Source organism: Chelatococcus sambhunathii (assembly GCF_001418005.1).
GTDB lineage: Bacteria > Pseudomonadota > Alphaproteobacteria > Rhizobiales > Beijerinckiaceae > Chelatococcus_A > Chelatococcus_A sambhunathii.
In genome coordinates, this window is sequence record NZ_LIOL01000006.1 from 85,811 (window position 1) to 101,854 (window position 16,044).

Here is a 16,044-nt window from a genome sequence, read left to right on the forward strand (position 1 = left end):
GGGCTCAGCGCGGAGCGATAGCGTGAAAGAAGGTGCCGCTGACGCGCCCGCGCAGATGGCCCACCGGGCCGATGTCCGTTCCATGTGCATCGCGCACCTGCGCCAGGCAATCGACCTCGCCCGGGGCGCCGGCCGTCACCGAGGCATAGTGGAACTCGTGGCCGACGAGCACCGCGCCGGCGGAGCCGAGGACGCTGTCGCGGGCCAGCGTCGCGATGCGATAACCGAGGTGCAGGCGGCGCCTCGCGAAGGAGGTGACGACGGGCAGCAGGCCGGCCATGGCGTGCGTCACACCTTCGGCATCCTCCAGCGCCTCGCCCAGCACCATGTAGCCGCCGCATTCGCCGTGCACCAGCCGGCTGGCCGCGAACCCGCGGAGGCCGTCGAGGAAGCGCGCATTGCCGGCGAGTCGCCCGGCATGCAGTTCCGGATAGCCGCCCGGCAGCCAGCAGGCGTCGCAATCGTCCCCCGGCGGCTCGTCCTCCAGCGGCGAGAAGGGCACGATCTCCGCCCCCGCCTGCCGCCAACCGTCGAGCACATGCGGATAGACGAAGGAAAAGGCCGCATCCTGCGCCAGCGCGATACGCCGGCCGGGCGGTGGCAGGCGGAGCGATGGGCGGCCGGGCGGTCGAAGGCTGGGCGATGAAGGACTGGGCGCCGTTCCCCTCCCCCCGCCTTTCGGTTGGAAGGGGCTAGGGGTGGGGGGTGTTCCCGCTTGGATGGGCCGGCTGTCGATCGTCGCGCCGCTGCCCCCCACCCCAACCCTCCCAACCGCAAAGCGGGGGGAGGGAGCCTGTCGCTCCCGGTCGTCGCCAGCGTTTTGCGATTGCCGCGCAGCGCGCAGCAAGGCGTCGAGATCTATCGACGCCTCCGCGAGGTCCGCCAGTGCGTCGAGGCGGGCGGCGAGGTCGGCCGTCTCGCCCGCCTGGACGAGGCCGAGGTGGCGCTCGGGCAGGATGATCTCCTTGCGGCGCATGACGACGCCGACGACGGGCAAGCCGATCTGCGCCATGCCGTCGGCCGAGAGGCGCCGGTGGCGCTCGCTCGCGACGTTGTTGAGGATGACGCCGGCGATCATCACGCGCGGATCGTAGCTGCGGAAGCCGAGAGCCGTCGCGGCCGCCGACTGCGCCTGGCCCGAGACGTCGAGCACCAGCACGACCGGCCAGCCGAAGCGGGCGGCGATGTCGGCGCTGGCGCCGGTCGCCCCCTCGCCGCCGGTCACACCGTCGAAGAGCCCCATGGAGCCCTCGGCAATGACGAGGTCGGCCGCCGCATGGTCGGTGACAAGATCCTCCAGCAGCGCCGGCGGCATGGCGAAGCTGTCGAGGTTGAAGCTCGGTCGCCCGGTCGCCGCGGCATGGAAGGCCGGGTCGATATAGTCCGGCCCGCATTTGGCGCCCTGCACGACAAGGCCGCGCCGGCTGAGCGCCCGCATCACCGCAAGCGTGATCGTCGTCTTGCCGGAGCCGGAGCGTGGGGCGGCGATGAGGAGGCCGGGGCTCACGAAGCCTCCTTCAGGCGAGCGGCGAGCATGGCGCGGAACCGCGCTATGGCGCCCACAGCGATTACCGCCGGCGCGTTGAGGCCGCCGCCAGCGGCGAGCGCGGCAAGCTCGTCGAGCGTGCCCTCCACAAGCCGCTCGTCCAAGGTCGAGACCCGCTCCACCGCGAGCGCCAGTGTCGCGCCCGGCATGCCACCGGCCTTGAGTCCGGCAACGATGGCGGGCAGGTTGGCGACGGCCATGTAAAGCACGATGGGCACGCCCGCCCGGGCAAGCGCCGCCCAGTCCGCGCCCTCCTCGCCCGGCGCCGCATGGCCGGTGGCGAGAATGACGGCGTGGTTGGTGTCGCGCGTCGTCGCCGGAAGGGCGTGGGCGGCGAGTGCGGCAATGCCGCTCGACAGGCCGGGCACCACGTGGAACGGCACGCCGGCGGCGGCGAGCGCCAGCACCTCCTCGCCGCCGCGGCCGAAGACGAAGGGATCACCCCCCTTGAGGCGCAGCACGCGCAGCCCTTCGCGCGCGAGCGCGATCAATCGCTCGCAGATGTCGCGCTGGCTCGCCGAGGGCTTGCCGCCGCGCTTGCCGGCATATTCACGCCGGGCGGAAGGCGGCGCGAGCGCCAGGATGCGCGGATCGACGAGCGCGTCGTGAACGATGACGTCCGCCTCGGCGAGCGCCCTGACGGCATGGAGCGTCAGGAGCCCGGGATCGCCGGGGCCGGCGCCGACGAGCCAAACCGAGCCGGGCGCGAAGGCGGGCGTCTCGATCTCCGGCAGCCTCATCACGTCTCGCTCTCCCCCTCCTGCGGGCGGAAGCGCCGCGCATAGGTCTTCGTATAAAGCGCGCTGTCGCGGAAATCCTCGCGAGCCAGCGCCGGCCCGACGAGGATGAGCGCGGTGCGCTCCAGCTTCTCGCGCGCCACCTCGCCGGCGATGCCGGAGAGGGTACCCCTCAGGATACGCTCGTCCGGCCAGGACGCACGCCAGACCACGGCCGCCGGGCAATCCGGCCCGTAGTGCGGCGTGAGCTCATCCACCACCTTGTCGATGACATGGATGGAGAGATGGATGGCGAGCGTGGCACCCGTCGCGGCGAAAGCGGCGAGCTTCTCCCTGTCCGGCATGGGCGAGGCGCGGCCGCCGGTACGGGTGAGCACGAGCGACTGGGCGACGCCGGGCAGCGTCAGCTCTCGCCCGAGCGCAGCCGCAGCCGCGGCGAAAGCCGGCACGCCCGGCGTCAGCGTATAAGGAATGCCAAGGGCATCGAGCCGGCGCATCTGCTCGGCCACCGCGCTCCAGATGGAGAGGTCGCCCGAGTGGAGGCGCGCCACGTCCTGCCCGAGCGCATGGGCACGCTCGAACTCGGCGGCGATGGCATCGAGGTCGAGTCCGGCCGTATCGACGAGGCGCGCACCCGGCGGGCACCAGGAGAGGATCTCCGGCGGCAGGATCGAGCCGGCATAGAGGCAGACCGGACAGCGCTCGACGAGGCTGCGCCCGCGCAGGGTCATGAGATCGGCGGCGCCGGGACCCGCGCCGATGAAATGGACGGTCATGGCCCCTCCCCTTCCGCCACGGCGCAGGTCGCCCCCGCCGCTGCAAGGCGCGCCACGAGCAGGCGCGCGCCGCGTCCGGCGGCGACGAGCGCCGCCGCTTCGGCGACCGAGCCGACGCCGTAGCGGGCAAGGCTTTCGGGCGAGCGCGTCACCACGGCCGCCTCGACCGTCTGCATGGCCGCGCGCAATACCGGCGCGACCGGCAGGCCCAAGAGGCGCGCCGCCGCGGCCACCGCCGGCAGGTCCGCGCGCCAGTCGGGCACGGCGAGCACGGACGCCTCCAGTCCGGCATGGGCCAACGCTCGGCGTGCGAGCGCGGCAATGGCCGCGCCGTCGACAGCGCTGGTAAGACCGATGCCGAGGGCGATCATGGCTTGTCCACCATCCATTGCGTCACGGGCATCGCCGTGCGCCAGCCATGGAAGCCGCCGACCGGCTCGGCCCGGGCGACGGAGAGGCGCCGCAGCCGCCCGCCGTGGGCGGCGAAGAGCGCGGCGAGCCGCTGTTCGCTCTCCAGCGTCACGGCATTGGCGACGAGCCGCCCGCCGGCCGGCAAGGCGGCCCAGGCCGCCTCGAAGACGCCGGCATCCGTCAGCCCGCCGCCGATAAAGACGACCTCAGGCCGCGGCAGGTCGGCGAGCCCTTCCGGCGCCCGGGCTTCCACCACCGTGACAGCGATCGCGCCGAGCTTGTCCGCATTCGCCGCGGCACGTGCGGCGCGGTCCGGCCGCTCCTCGATGGCGAAGGCGCGGTTACGGGGATGGGCAAGGCACCATTCGATGGCGATGGAGCCGGCGCCGGCGCCAATATCCCACAACACCTCGCCCGCGCGCGGGGCGAGCGCCGCCAGGGTCACGGCGCGGATCTCGCTCTTGGTGAGCTGGCCGTCGTTGTCGAACCAGGCATCGTCGCGCCCCGGCACCAGCGTCACGACCCGGGCGTCCGGGCCGGCGAGGACCTCGACGGCGAGCGTGTTGAGCGGACCGATCCCGGCAAGATCGAAGCCTTGCGCCGACGCCACAAGGCGCCGCTCGCGCGGCCCACCCATGGCCTCGAACACGGTGAGGCGCGAGGCGCCGAAGCCACGCTCCGTGAGCAGCGTCGCCACCTTGCCGGGCGTCGTGCCGTCCCATGTCAGCACGATGAGCCGCGCACCGGGCAGCAGGTAAGGCACGATGCCGGCGAGCGCGCGGCCGTGCAGGCTGATGGTCGCGGCGTCCGGCAGCGACCAGCCGAGACGCGCGGCGGCGAGCGAGAAGGAGGAGGGCTGAGGCAGGCACAGCAGTTCGTCGGCCGGCACGAGGGCGGCGATCTGCGCGCCGATGCCATAATTGAAGGGATCGCCGCTGGCGAGGATGCACACCGGGCGGCCGCGATGGGCGAGGATTTCCGGAAAAGCCTCCTTGAGCGGGCTCGGCCAGGCGAGGGCCCGACCGGGAAAGGGCGCGGCGAGCGCGAGGTGCCGCTCCCCGCCGACCACGAGCTCGGCCGCCTCGAGCGCCGCGAGCGCGGCGGGAGACAAGCCGCCGCGCCCGTCCTCCCCGATGCCGACAATCGTCAGCCAGGGCCCCGCGCTCATCCGCGCGGCGCTCGACATCGGCGCTGCGTTGGGCGAGAAGTCCGGCATGTCAGCGGCCATGCGCATTCTCCTTCTCGGCGGCACCAGCGAGGCGACGACCCTTGCCCGGCTCGTGGCGGAGGATACGCGGTTCGAGCCCGTGCTGTCGCTCGCCGGGCGCACGAGCGCGCCGGCCGCCGCGCCTGTCGCGACACGCATCGGCGGCTTTGGCGGCGTGGACGGGCTGGCGCATTTCCTCGCCCGAGAACGGATTGCGGCCGTCGTCGATGCGACGCATCCCTTCGCCGCTCGCATGAGCGCGAATGCGGCCGCCGCCTGCGGGATGGCGGGCGTGCCGCTTCTCGCCCTCACGAGGCCGTCGTGGCAGCATCGGCCGGATGATAACTGGATCGAGGTCGCCGACATGGCGGGCGCGGCGGCGGCGCTCGGCACGACGCCTGCCCGCGTCTTCCTCACCATCGGGCGCCAGGAACTGTCCGTTTTCGCCGCGGCGCCCCAGCACCATTATGTCGTGCGCAGCATCGAGCCGGCGAAGGGGCTTCTCGCGTCCGCCACGCTCATCCGGGCGCGCGGGCCGTTCGCGGTGGAGGACGAGGTGGCGCTGATGCGGCGTGAGGCGATCGATGTCGTCGTCTCGAAGAATGCCGGCGGCCGCGCCACCGAGGCCAAGATCATCGCGGCCCGCAAGCTCGGCCTGCCCGTCGTCATGGTGCGACGGCCCGACCGGCCTGACGTGCCGATGGTCGAGACCGCCGAGGCGGCGCTGGCATGGCTCATTGCCAGGCACCGGAGCGCCAGCGTCCCCTCCCCCCTTGTGGGGGAGGGTTAGGGAGGGGGGTAGCGCCATCCGCTGTACAAGCGACCGGCGCCCGGCCTGACGCCCCCCACCCCCGACCCCTCCCCGCAAGGGGGAGGGGAGAATTGACGCCGCTCTGTTCATCGCCCGCCTCCGTAGCTGCGCGGCGTGTAGACCCAGGGTCGTTCACCGGCCGGCCGTAGCACGCAGCGCGTCGTCGAGGCCCCGATAATGACGAGGGTCGCCATGTCGGCGAGGCCGCCGGCCGCCTCGGCGAGAGGCACCACCGTCAGCTTCTCGTCGGCACGCCCCACGGCCCGGGCGAAGATGACGGGCGTTTCCGGCGCGCGATGCTCGCGGGCGATGGCGAGGGCGCGCCCGAGCTGCCAAGGCCGCGCGCGCGAGATGGGGTTGTAGAGGCAGATGACGAAATCGGCCGACAGCGCCGCAGCGAGCCGCTTCTCCAGCACCTCCCAGGGCTTCAGATTGTCGGACAGGGAGATGGCGCAGAAATCGCCGCCGAGCGGCGCGCCGGCCCGGGCCGCGGCGGCGAGCATGGCGGTGACGCCGGGCTCCACGTGGATGTCGAGCCCCGCCCAGGCGGGATCGCCCCCTTCGACCGCCTCGAACACGGCCGCCGCCATGGCGAAGACGCCGGGATCACCGCCCGAGACGACGGCCACCCGCCGGCCCTCGGCGGCGAGCGTGAGCGCGTGGCGCGCCCGCTCCAGCTCCACCCGGTTGTCGGAGGCATGGCGGCGCTGGTCGGGCCGCAGGTCGCCGAGGCGGTCGAGATAGGGTCCGTAGCCGATGAGGTCGCTCGCGCCGTCAAGCGCGGCGCGCGCTGCCGGCGTCAGCCAGTGCGGCCCGCCCGGCCCGAGGCCGACGATGACGAGACGGCCCGGCGCGCTCACAGCCGGCGCCCCTCGCCGGGCACCAGCACCATGGCGAAATAGGGCGCTTCGTCGTCCGCCTTCTCGGCGAGGGGGCAGACGATCTCGCCGTCCATCGTGCCGCGCTCGACGAAGACAGCGCGCTCGATGAGCCCGGCCTCGATCAGCGCCGCACGCACCTTGGGGAGGTTGCGGCCGAGCTTCATGATGACGGCGGCGTCCGTCGTGCCGAGACGGCGCACCAGGTCCTCCTTCGCGAGCGTCGCCGGCAGCACCGTGAGCACGTCGTCGCCCCAGGTGATGGGCACGCCGGCGCGTGACCAGCAGCCCGACATGCCGGTGACGCCCGGCACCACCTCCACCGCGAAGCGCCCCCGCAGGCGCCGCCACAGATGCATGAACGAGCCGTAGAAGAAGGGGTCGCCCTCGCATAGCACGGCGACATCGGTGCCGGCGGCGAGTTCCCGGGCGATCGCCTCGGCCGCCTCGTCGTAGAAGGACGTGATGGCGGCACCGTAGCCCGGATCGGCGACGGCGATCTCGGTCGTCACCGGATAGACGAGGGCCATTTCGCGCCTGCCTGTGCCGATGGCCGCATCCGCGATGGTGCGGGCATGGCCGCGCCGCCCCTTCTTGGCGAAATGGGCGACGACGCCCGCCTTGAGCACCACTGCGCGGGCGCGCAGCGTCACATAGCCGGCGTCGCCCGGCCCCATGCCGACACCGAAGAGCTTGCCTGGGGTGGTCATTCGCTATCGCTCGCAAGGGCGTTGACCGCCGCGGCCGCCATGGCGCTGCCGCCGCGCCGGCCGTGGACGACGAGGTGCGGCACGCGCCCGTCGGCGGCGAGCGCCGCCTTCGATTCGGCGGCGCCGACGAAGCCGACGGGGATGCCGATGATGGCGGCCGGCAGCGGCGCGCCCTCGTCCAGCATTTCCAGCAGCCGGAACAGCGCCGTGGGCGCATTGCCGACGACGACGAGGCTGCCGGCGAGCCGCGCGCGCCACAGCTCCATGGCCGCGGCGGTGCGGGTGTTGCCGATCTTCTCGGCGAGGGCCGGCACGCGCGGGTCGTCGAGCGTGCAGACGACCTCGTTGCCCGCCGGCAGGCGCGCGCGGGTGATGCCGTTCGCCACCATGCGCGCGTCGCAGAGGATGGGCGCGCCCCGGCGCAGGGCCGCCGCCGCCGCTTCCGCGAAGCCGCCGGACATGTCGACGTCCTGCGACAGGTCCGTCATGCCGCAGGCGTGGATCATGCGCACGACGACGCGCTCGGCGGCGCCGGAAAAGCGCGCAAGATCCGCCTCGGCGCGGATGATGGCGAAGGAAGCGCGATAGATCGCCGCCCCGTCGCGCTCGTAATCGTAACGGCCGCTCATCGCGGCATCTCCTTCCCCGGTTCAGATCCCAACGCGCGGACGAGGGAAGCGATTGCCTCGCCCCGCGACGGGCCAGTCGCGACAACCTGCTGCAGCAGCGCCTCGATCTCCGCCGCTGAGCGGACGGCGAGCGGCGCATCGCGCACCGTGCCGTCGAGCACCACGCCATAGCCGCCCGCCTGGGCCACCAGCGTGAGCGGCGCCGGCGCCTGGCGCGCACACCCCTTGGCGCAGCCCGAGACATGCACGGCGCCGAGGAGCCCGGCCGCGCCGGCGAGGCGCAGGGCATCGGCCTGCGCCGGCGCGAAGGCGCTCCGGCAGGCCGGCCGCCCCGGACAGGCGACGAGCAAGGCACGCGGATCATCGGCATCGACGATGAAGCCGGCCGCCCGCGCCTCGCGCATCAGCCCGTCCGCGGCGCCCCTGTCAAGATGCGGGATGAGCACGGCCCGGGACGGCGTCAGGCGCAGTTCTCCCGCGCCGTGGCGGCCGGCCCAACCGGCGAGCCGGCGCATGTCGGCAGCGGCGAGGCGGCCGAAGGCCGGGGCGACGGCGAGGATCGGTTGTTCGCCGGCTGGCAGAAGGCCGAGGTAATTAGCCGGCACATCGCTTCTTTGCCGAGGGCTCCGCTTACCGGGGTTATTGGCGAGGAATTCCGATACCAGCGCAGCAATCCGGACCGGGAGACCGGCCGCCTGTTCCCTCCCCCCTTGCGGGGGAGGGTTAGGGAGGGGGGGGGGCCAGCCAGGAAGGCAACCACCCTCTTTCGTCGTGACCCCCACCCCCAGCCCCTCCCCGCAAGTGGGAGGGGAGTAGGGCGCGTCAGCTTCAGGTGGCCATACATCGCGCAAACGGACGACAGCGTTTCCGTCCGCATCGACGGCGACCTCGAGGTCCGCCGCCACGGCGGGCGCGGTGCCTTCATGTCCGAGGGCGATGCAGAACTTGCCGGGGAGCTTCGCGCGCAGCGGCCGCAGCGCGGCCTCGATGGCGTCGGCGAGCGGGCGCAGGTCGCGCAGGCCGTCGAGACCCGCGAGCGGATCGAGGAAGACGATGCGCTGCGGTCCTGTTGCCGGCAAATCATCGATGAAGCCGAGTCCGGCGAGCGCGTCGGAGAGCGCGCCATGATCGTCCTCGGCAACACCGCGCAACTGCAGGTTGCCGCGGCTCGTAACATCGGCAATGCCGTTGCCGTAGCGCTCAGCCAGATCGGCGAGCCCTCCAAGCTGTGCCGCCGTCAAGGAGCCGTGGCGCGGGTGGATGCGCACGAGCAGGCCGTCGCCGGTCGCCATGGGGCGGGCGATGCCCGGACACCAACCGCGTCGGCTGGCCGGTACAGGAGCCGCAACGCTCATGCCGCGGCCTCCCGGACGAGGGTCTCCAGCCGGGTGGCGGCGGAATTGAGCCGCGAGCGCCACAGGCCGCGGCGGCGGGCCGCGGCGAAACGCTCGAGGATAGCACCGGCGGCCGGGGGATTGGCCTCCCGCACCTGGGCGAAAACCGCCTCGTCGCCGACATAGGCGGAAAACAGCATGTCGAACTGATGGTCCGACACTGCGCCCGTGGTGGCCGCACAGATGAAGACGGCATCGAGCGACTGGGCGAGCTCCGCAGCGCCGCGCCAGCCGTGAGCGAGCTGGCCGGCGATCCAGCGCGGGTTTATGAGCCGGCCGCGGACGAGGCGGGCGACGTCCTCCTCGACCGTGCGCACGCGCGGGGCCTTCGGCCGGCTGGTGTCGAGGCTGAAGACGAGCGCCCCGTCCCGCCCGGCGACGGCGAAGCCGCCGATGGCCTCCATGGCGTCGTCGCCGTCGAGGATGTCGCGCTCGCGCGTGTCGGACACGTGGACGAAGGCATCCGCCGCCGCGAGCCGTTCCGCAAAGGAGTCATCCGCGCGCGCCTCGCCGGCGCCATAAGCGTGGTCGGTCGCGGCCAGGTAGAGCGCGGCGAGGTCCGTGCGCGCGGCCTCGTCATCCGCCAGGACCCGGTCCGCCAGCCCCATGCCGTAGCGGCCCGGCGCGGCGCCGAAGACGCGGGACAGGAGGCCACCGGCGCGGCGCGCGGCGGCGAGCGGGTTCCAGCCGTCCTCCTCGTCGAGCGCCGCGACCGCCCGCGCCGCCTGGTCGAGCAGCGCCAGCTGGACGGGGAAGGTATCACGAAAGGCGCCCGAGACGCGCAGGGTGACGTCGACGCGCGGCCGGTCGAGCAGCGCCAGAGGCAGGATGGTGAAGCCGCCGACACGGCCGGAGGCATGGTCCCACTCCGGCTTCGCGCCCATCAGCGCCAGCGCGTGGGCGATGTCCTCGCCGCCGGTGCGCATGGTGGGTGAGGCCCATAGGTCCATGACGATGCGGCGCGGCCAGTCGCCCGTCTCCTGCAGATGGCGGCGGATCACTTCCGCGGCGGCGCGCTCGCCGAGTCGGACCGCGGCGCGGGTGGGCACGGCGCGTGGATCGAGCGTCGTCATGTTGCGGCCGGTGGGCAGCACCTCCACCTGCCCGCGGGCCGGCGACCCCGACGGGCCGGGCGGCACGAAACGCCCGTCGAGCGCGGCGACGAGAGCGTCACGCTCGGCCGCGCCGCTCGCCGCGACAGCCTCGGCCACGCGCGCGGCCTCCGGTTCGTCGAGCCCGGCGATCTCGGCGAGGAGACGCGCCCGCTCAGGTGCCGCGGGGCTGCGGCCGAAGACGTGCAGTCCCGCGGCGAACGAAACTTCGGCGAGATCGCAAAGATGCGCATCGAGCGCGCTCAGCGCCTCCGCCATCCCCATGCCCGGGACGATGCCGCACTCGGCGGCGAGGCCGGCGGCTTCGGCACGCGACAGGATGTCCTCGGCAAGGAGTGTCGCCCGGCGCGGATCGAGAACCTGAGCGCCGGCATATTCCTCCACGAGGTCGCGCAGTCCGGCCGCTTCACCGTGGAGTCCACCGATGGCGAGCGGCGGCGTGAGATGGCCGAGCGTCAGGGCCGCAATACGCCGCTTGGCGGGCGCCGCCTCGCCGGGATCGTTGACGATGAAGGGATAGATCACCGGCAGGTCGCCCGTCACCACCTGCGGCCAGCAGGCGCCCGACAGCGCTACGGCCTTGCCCGGCAGCCATTCCATGGTGCCGTGCGTGCCGAGATGGACGAGGGCATCGACGCCGGAGCGCCTGAGCGCCAGATAGAAGGCGAGATAGCCGTGGCAGGGCGGCACGTCCGGCGCGTGATGCAACGCCTTCCTGTCGGCGTCAGGCAGGCCGCGGCCCGGCTGCAGGGCGGCAAGCGCCTTGCCCGCGCGCAGCACGGGGAAGACGAAATGGCCGTCGCGACAGGCGGGGTCCGATTCAGGCGCGCCCCAGCGGTCCAGAACCTCCGCCTGCAGCGCGGCGGGCAGGGCGGAGAACCAGGCGCGGTAATCGGCAAGGGACAGGAGCGCTTCGCCGGGGGCCGCCGAATCTCGGGAGAGATCAGCCGCGGCGACCGGGTGCCCCCTGGCCCCCTCCCCCCGCAAGCGGGGGGAGGGAGGCACGGCGCCCGTCAGCCGCGGCATCACGTCGGCCACATCGAAGCTGCGGCGTGTGTCGAAGCCGACCGCGGCGAGATCGTCGAAGATGGCGCAGAGGCTCGCCGGCGTGTCGAGCCCAACGGCATAGCCGGCGCGGCCGGCACGGGCAGGATAGTCGGACAGGACGAAGGCAAGGCGCCGCTCGCCGCGCGGCGTCGCGGCAAGGCGCGCCCAGCGGGCGGCGAGGTTCGCGACCGCCGCCACGCCCTCCGGATCGGCGACCTTGCGCCGGCCGACGAAATCGGCCGCGGGCACGTCGAGCGCCCATTCCTTGAAGGCGACGGCGCGGCCGATGAGGCGCCCGTCCGCCTCCGGCAGCACGACCTGCATGGCGAGGTCCGCGGCGGCGAGACCGGCGGGCGCCTCGGCCCAGGCCTCGCGCGTGCTGCCCGAGACGATCGCCTGGATGACGGGCACCCTGGCCGTATCGAGGACGAAGCCGGCATCGTCACGCGCCGAAAAGCCGGTCAGCGCGACGATCACGGCGGGCGGGCGCAGCGCGACGAGCCGGCGCAGCGGCTCGGCGACGGCAGGATCCTTGAGGCTGGTGAGCGCCAGCGGCAGCGGCGCGAGGCCACGCACGGCCAAGGTTTCGGCAAGGGCTGCGACCGGCGCGACATCCCCGGCCGCAAGCGCCGAACGATAGAAGAGGAGCGGCACGACCGGCCTGTCAGCCGGCAGGCTCGCGAGCGCCGCCTCGGGCTCCATCGCCCCGCCCTCAGCCGACCAGGCGACGAGCGGCGGGAGCGGTGCCGGCACGGCAGGCGTCGTCTCACCCGTCGCTTCATGGCCGAGGGCGGCCGCGATGCGGCCGAGCATTGCCTGCATCGCTGCCTCGCTGCCGGCCGAGAAATCGGCATGGAGCGCGCGCAGCAGGTCCGGCGAGGCGCTGGAGAGCGCCATGAGCGCAGGGTCGGGCCGCGGTTCGCCGGGCACCGCCGCGAGCATCAAGCCCGTCTCCCGCGCGAGCTGTGACAGGCGCTCGAGGCCGTAGCGCCAGTAGTCGACGCCGCCGAGGCAACGCACCAGGACGAAACGCGCCTTCGCCGCCACCTGATCGACGTAGAGGTCGACCGACAGGGGATGGCGCAGCCGCTTGAGGTCGGCGAGGCGCAGGCTGGGAAAGTCGCTGCCGGAGCGAGCATGGGCGAGACGGGCATGGGCGGCCGCGACGAGCGCAAGATCGCTGTCGGCGAAGGAGAGCACGACGACGTCGCCCGGCGACTGGGCGACATCCACCGCCTCGTTCGCCTCGTCGAGCGTCACGGATGTCGTCGCGAGGAGGTGCATCGCCTCCGTCCCTCAGCTCTCACGCAGCCGGCAAGCCCGCGCGCTCCTCACCCGGCGAGCGCACCCGCCACCGCATCCCGGTCGAAGCCCTTGAGGCCGATGACGACGAGCCGGCCCGCGCGCTCCTCACCCGGCTTCCATGCCCGGTCGAAATGATGGCCTACTCGGGATCCCACCGCCTGCACCACGAGCCGCATGGGCTTGTCCGGCAGCGCGAGGAAACCCTTGATGCGCAGGACGCCATCCACCGCGCCCGCGGCGGCGACGCGCCGGGCGATCTCCTCGGGCGAATCGACATCGGCCACCGGGAAGACAGCGCTCTCGAAGTCGTCGTGGTCGTGCTCGCCGATGTCGTCATGGTGCGACGGACGGGCGGCAAGGTCGTTCTCCGCCGCCGCGCCGAGGCCGATCAGCACGCGCGCGTCGATGGCGCCGTTGGCCGCCGGCACGATCTTGACCGCGCGCGGCAGTTCGCTGGCAATCTGTGCTGACACGGCCTCGATCTCGGCCGAGCTCATCAGGTCCGTCTTGTTGAGCACGATGAGGTCGGCGCACAGAATCTGGTCCTCGAACACCTCCTCGAGCGGATTGTCGTGGTCGAGCGTCTCGTCCGCCGCACGCTGCGCCGCCAGCGCGGCGGGATCGTCGGCAAAGCGCCCCTCCGCCACGGCCGGCCCGTCGACCACGGCGACGACGCCGTCGACGGTGACGCGCGAGCGGATCTGCGGCCAGTTGAAGGCGCTGACGAGCGGCTTGGGCAGGGCGAGGCCCGAGGTCTCGATGACGATGTGGTCGGGCGCCGGCTCAATGGCGAGCAACCGGTCGAGCGCCGGCACGAAGTCATCCGCCACCGTGCAGCACAGGCAGCCGTTGGGCAGCTCCACCACCGCCTCCTCCGGGCAGCCGGCGATGCCGCAGCCGGAAAGGAACGAGCCGTCGAAGCCGACGTCGCCGAATTCGTTAACGATGACGGCAATGCGCCGGCCGTGGCCGCCCTCGAGGATGCGGCGCACGAGGGTCGTCTTGCCCGCGCCAAGGAAGCCGGTGACGATGGTACACGGCACCTTGGCCGTCGTTGCTGGAAGGGTCGCTTGCATCTGTCGGTCCAGTCTGCCGCATCACGGCGGCACAAGAAAATCGGGGGCTGCGCCAGGAGCGGCGCGGCTAGTCCTGCGTCAGCGCATCGCTGCCGCTCAGGGCCGGCGTCGGCGTCTGCGGGCGAAAGGCCAGGGGCGGCACGCGCGCGACGACGCCCTTGCGGAAGGGCAGCGGCCGCTCCTTCCAGGCGATGATGCCGTTCTCGGTGGCGCCATAAGCCCGTGCGGCAGCGGCGATGTCGTCGAGATGGGCCTCGTTGTCGAGGTCACCGACGAGATAGGTCCACTTACCGTCACCGACGAGCGCCACCGTGCAGGGGCGGTTGCAGACGGCGAGGCACTCGACCGGCACCACCGCGGCGCCGGGCGCGTCATCGGCCAGCCGGTCGGCGAGGCGCTCGGCGAGCACGCGGCCCGGCTCATCGAAGCCGACGGCATTGTCGGCGCGCCGCCGGCAGGAGACGCAGACGAAGACGGTGACGTCGGGCGCCGCCATCAGGCCTCACCCGCCCGGCGGGCCAGATGCTGCCAGAGGAGACCGACGAGGAGCCCGGTCGACAGCCACAGCACCGCCTGGACGGCGAGCGAGGTGGCGGCGAACTGGGCGGCGAGTTCGGCCGGCACGCGGCTCTCGTAGGCGGCCGGATGCGGCGCGCCGACGACGTGCGGTGCCGCGATCATGGCAAGGGCGAGGGCGCGGGCCCAGAGCGCGCCGTGGCGCACGAACAGCCACAGGCCGCCCGCGGTCAGCGCCGCCGTCGCGATCCACCAGACCTGCCGCGCGAGCAGCGGCGCGGCGGCGCTGCCGGGCAGTTCCGGCGCGAGGCCAAGGGCCGGTGCAAGGCCGGCGGCGAGGAAGGCGGCGAAGGCGAAGCCGAGGGCCCGGCGCTCGTCGATGCGCCCGCCTGCCGCGATCATGGCGGCGAGGATGACGAGGGCGAAACCGACGGCCGTGACGATCGTGGCAAGCCCGGTCAGCAAGGTCCTGCCGGCATCGAAGCCGGCCTCACCGCCCGATGCGGCAGCACCGGCGCCGTGGCCGCCGTGAGCGAGGATGATATTGGCCGGCACCAGCAGGCCACGGGCCTGCTGCTCGGCCTCGACCTCATAGACCTCCGCCGCCAGGATCAGCGGCGTCGTGGTGAAATGCTGCAGGACCGCAACCGCAAGCCCGGCAACGAGGCCGGCCACAAGGCCGACCGCGAGCACGCGTTGAAGCATTGCCCGTCAGTGGCAGGGGAAGCTCAGGGCGTGGCGCGTGTCGTGCGCGGCATCGTGGATGGTGTCGGGATGGGCGAAGCCCGTCACGAAGACGAGGCCCGTGCCGAGGACGAAGGCGAGAAGCGCCGCCTTGAAGGCTTCGGCGCGGCTGGCAACGCGGGCGGTTGCGACTGCGGTCATCGTGCATCTCCCTGGCTGCCACACCCGGCAGCCTCACGCGTGGATCGGCGACGGCAGGTCTCCTGGCTTGCGGCTCTCGTCCCCGGGCCGCCTTCCCGGGACCCGTGGGTCCCAGTGGCATCCGGCCCGGCGCTTGCCGCCTACAGTTGCGGGGGCAGCCGCGGCTTTCGACCGCGTTCCCTTTTCACCTCGCGGGAGCGAGGCACCGTCACCGGCACATTACCGTTTCACGAGGCGCTTGCAATCACGCTTTTTGCCGAGCGCCACCGCCGAGGCGCCCGGTGGCGCCTCACCACCGCTCCTCGACGGCGTGGACCTTGAGCTGCCGCCGCTCGCCGCCGCGCGTCTCCCACGAGATCGACTGGCCGGCGGAAAGACCGATGAGCGCGACGCCGATTGGAGTCAGGATGGAGATGCGGCCGGCCGCGATATCGGCCTCACCGGGGTAGACGAGCTCGACCGTCTGCACCTTGCCGGTCACCTCGTCCTCGAAGGTGACGCGCGAGCCCATGGCGACGACGGCGCTGCGCAGCTTGCCTGCGGGCAGGACCTTGGCCCGGTCGAGCTCGCCCAGGAGATTCTCGGCGACTTCCGGCTGGCGGTCGGCCGCAGCCTCGGCCAGCGCGTAAAGCCGGTCGAAATCCTCCTGCGAGACCGTGATGGGCGGACGGCGCAAGGCGCGGCGCGACGATACGGCGGACATGGAATAACCTCCCGATGAGCGTTCGACGGCCCGGTGCCGCTTCCTGACGGGCAGGCCGCTCGCGGAACGGCCCTCGCAGCGCGACCGCCTCTACGGCCGGCCGGCGCGCGGCGCCCTGGCCGCATGATGTGGATGACTGTCGTGTGATGTCGTGTATGGCCGGCCTACGCCGGCGGTCGTCAGGCCGAAGCCCGGCGGCTGCCCCGAACCCGGGCAGCCCAATGGCCACACCGCGTCCGGGGCTATATTCCCGCGATGAGAGAACCCGCGCGAAGCAGGAAACGGCGCTGTGGCACGACCT

At 72.9% G+C, this 16,044-nt stretch carries 16 protein-coding genes and 1 riboswitch; of the genes, 1 reads left to right on the top strand and 15 read right to left on the bottom strand.

All coding sequences use genetic code 11. From position 1 onward, the window contains the following. Nucleotides 1-4 precede the first annotated feature (4 nt). From ASC46_RS12950 to cbiE, 5 genes are read right to left on the bottom strand one after another with little or no spacing between them, the layout of a single operon-like run. Nucleotides 5-1,507: a cobyrinic acid a,c-diamide synthase CobB gene (locus ASC46_RS12950; RefSeq protein WP_055459729.1), complete on the bottom strand. Its 1,503-nt coding sequence runs from the start codon at nt 1,505-1,507 to the stop codon at nt 5-7. Beyond that, nucleotides 1,504-2,286 carry a uroporphyrinogen-III C-methyltransferase gene (gene cobA / locus ASC46_RS12955; RefSeq protein ID WP_055459730.1) on the bottom strand — a complete coding sequence of 261 codons (783 nt, stop codon included), beginning with the start codon at nt 2,284-2,286 and terminating at the stop codon, nt 1,504-1,506. Before cobA ends, ASC46_RS12950 begins: the two co-directional genes overlap by 4 nt. Further along, entirely contained in the window at nt 2,286-3,059 is a 774-nt protein-coding gene (gene cobM, locus ASC46_RS12960; RefSeq protein ID WP_055459731.1) for a precorrin-4 C(11)-methyltransferase, read from the bottom strand. The genes cobA and cobM overlap by 1 nt, the downstream gene beginning before the upstream one ends. Then, on the bottom strand, nt 3,056-3,430 hold the full coding sequence (locus tag ASC46_RS12965) for a cobalamin biosynthesis protein (RefSeq protein ID WP_210166000.1): 375 nt from the start codon (nt 3,428-3,430) through the stop codon (nt 3,056-3,058). Before ASC46_RS12965 ends, cobM begins: the two co-directional genes overlap by 4 nt. Continuing rightward, nucleotides 3,427-4,686: a precorrin-6y C5,15-methyltransferase (decarboxylating) subunit CbiE gene (gene cbiE / locus ASC46_RS12970; RefSeq protein WP_425349143.1), complete on the bottom strand. Its 1,260-nt coding sequence runs from the start codon at nt 4,684-4,686 to the stop codon at nt 3,427-3,429. The genes ASC46_RS12965 and cbiE overlap by 4 nt, the downstream gene beginning before the upstream one ends. Here cbiE and ASC46_RS12975 point away from each other — a divergent pair. After that, on the top strand, nt 4,685-5,467 hold the full coding sequence (locus tag ASC46_RS12975) for a cobalt-precorrin-6A reductase (protein WP_055459733.1): 783 nt from the start codon (nt 4,685-4,687) through the stop codon (nt 5,465-5,467). The genes cbiE and ASC46_RS12975 overlap by 2 nt on opposite strands. A gap of 107 nt (nt 5,468-5,574) precedes the next feature. On the opposite strand, the gene cobJ is transcribed toward ASC46_RS12975, so the two are convergent. The 10 genes from cobJ to rnk form a co-directional block, all read right to left on the bottom strand. Then, complete coding sequence (cobJ, locus tag ASC46_RS12980; RefSeq protein ID WP_055459734.1) at nt 5,575-6,348, bottom strand: precorrin-3B C(17)-methyltransferase; 774 nt, start codon at nt 6,346-6,348, stop codon at nt 5,575-5,577. Then, nucleotides 6,345-7,076, bottom strand: coding sequence for a precorrin-2 C(20)-methyltransferase (locus ASC46_RS12985; protein ID WP_055459735.1), 732 nt, complete (start codon nt 7,074-7,076; stop codon nt 6,345-6,347). The genes cobJ and ASC46_RS12985 overlap by 4 nt, the downstream gene beginning before the upstream one ends. After that, nucleotides 7,073-7,705, bottom strand: a complete 633-nt coding sequence (locus tag ASC46_RS12990) for a precorrin-8X methylmutase (RefSeq protein ID WP_055459736.1) — start codon at nt 7,703-7,705, stop codon at nt 7,073-7,075. The genes ASC46_RS12985 and ASC46_RS12990 overlap by 4 nt, the downstream gene beginning before the upstream one ends. Beyond that, complete coding sequence (locus ASC46_RS12995; protein ID WP_082464833.1) at nt 7,702-9,060, bottom strand: hypothetical protein; 1,359 nt, start codon at nt 9,058-9,060, stop codon at nt 7,702-7,704. The genes ASC46_RS12990 and ASC46_RS12995 overlap by 4 nt, the downstream gene beginning before the upstream one ends. Then, the gene (gene cobN / locus ASC46_RS13000) at nt 9,057-12,542 is read right to left on the bottom strand and encodes a cobaltochelatase subunit CobN (RefSeq protein WP_055459738.1); all 3,486 of its coding nucleotides are present in this window, start codon (nt 12,540-12,542) and stop codon (nt 9,057-9,059) included. The genes ASC46_RS12995 and cobN overlap by 4 nt, the downstream gene beginning before the upstream one ends. Before the next feature lie 47 nt (nt 12,543-12,589). Further along, nucleotides 12,590-13,639 (bottom strand): cobalamin biosynthesis protein CobW, encoded by a 1,050-nt coding sequence (cobW, locus tag ASC46_RS13005; RefSeq protein ID WP_055459739.1) that lies wholly within the window; start codon nt 13,637-13,639, stop codon nt 12,590-12,592. A gap of 67 nt (nt 13,640-13,706) precedes the next feature. Beyond that, complete coding sequence (locus ASC46_RS13010; protein ID WP_055459740.1) at nt 13,707-14,135, bottom strand: DUF1636 family protein; 429 nt, start codon at nt 14,133-14,135, stop codon at nt 13,707-13,709. Beyond that, complete coding sequence (locus ASC46_RS13015; RefSeq protein ID WP_055459741.1) at nt 14,135-14,860, bottom strand: CbtA family protein; 726 nt, start codon at nt 14,858-14,860, stop codon at nt 14,135-14,137. The genes ASC46_RS13010 and ASC46_RS13015 overlap by 1 nt, the downstream gene beginning before the upstream one ends. Nucleotides 14,861-14,866: 6 nt before the next feature. Continuing rightward, a complete protein-coding gene (locus tag ASC46_RS13020; RefSeq protein WP_055459742.1) occupies nt 14,867-15,040 on the bottom strand; it encodes a CbtB domain-containing protein in 174 nt (57 codons plus the stop codon). Nucleotides 15,041-15,075: 35 nt separating this feature from the next. Beyond that, nucleotides 15,076-15,265: riboswitch (cobalamin riboswitch) on the bottom strand. 64 nt (nt 15,266-15,329) lie between these two features. Next, nucleotides 15,330-15,743, bottom strand: coding sequence for a nucleoside diphosphate kinase regulator (gene rnk, locus ASC46_RS13025; RefSeq protein ID WP_055459743.1), 414 nt, complete (start codon nt 15,741-15,743; stop codon nt 15,330-15,332). Between the last annotated feature and the right edge of the window lie 301 nt (nt 15,744-16,044).

Coding starts and splice junctions, on each gene's coding strand:
- ASC46_RS13015 (WP_055459741.1), bottom strand. CDS start 14,860: ATGCTTCAACGCGTGCTCGCGGTCGGCCTTGTGGCCGGCCTCGTTGCC.
- ASC46_RS12965 (WP_210166000.1), bottom strand. CDS start 3,430: ATGATCGCCCTCGGCATCGGTCTTACCAGCGCTGTCGACGGCGCGGCC.
- cobW (WP_055459739.1), bottom strand. CDS start 13,639: ATGCAAGCGACCCTTCCAGCAACGACGGCCAAGGTGCCGTGTACCATC.
- cobM (WP_055459731.1), bottom strand. CDS start 3,059: ATGACCGTCCATTTCATCGGCGCGGGTCCCGGCGCCGCCGATCTCATG.
- ASC46_RS12990 (WP_055459736.1), bottom strand. CDS start 7,705: ATGAGCGGCCGTTACGATTACGAGCGCGACGGGGCGGCGATCTATCGC.
- rnk (WP_055459743.1), bottom strand. CDS start 15,743: ATGTCCGCCGTATCGTCGCGCCGCGCCTTGCGCCGTCCGCCCATCACG.
- cobN (WP_055459738.1), bottom strand. CDS start 12,542: ATGCACCTCCTCGCGACGACATCCGTGACGCTCGACGAGGCGAACGAG.
- ASC46_RS12995 (WP_082464833.1), bottom strand. CDS start 9,060: ATGAGCGTTGCGGCTCCTGTACCGGCCAGCCGACGCGGTTGGTGTCCG.
- ASC46_RS12985 (WP_055459735.1), bottom strand. CDS start 7,076: ATGACCACCCCAGGCAAGCTCTTCGGTGTCGGCATGGGGCCGGGCGAC.
- cbiE (WP_425349143.1), bottom strand. CDS start 4,686: ATGCCGGACTTCTCGCCCAACGCAGCGCCGATGTCGAGCGCCGCGCGG.
- ASC46_RS13020 (WP_055459742.1), bottom strand. CDS start 15,040: ATGACCGCAGTCGCAACCGCCCGCGTTGCCAGCCGCGCCGAAGCCTTC.
- cobA (WP_055459730.1), bottom strand. CDS start 2,286: ATGAGGCTGCCGGAGATCGAGACGCCCGCCTTCGCGCCCGGCTCGGTT.
- ASC46_RS12975 (WP_055459733.1), top strand. CDS start 4,685: ATGTCAGCGGCCATGCGCATTCTCCTTCTCGGCGGCACCAGCGAGGCG.
- ASC46_RS13010 (WP_055459740.1), bottom strand. CDS start 14,135: ATGGCGGCGCCCGACGTCACCGTCTTCGTCTGCGTCTCCTGCCGGCGG.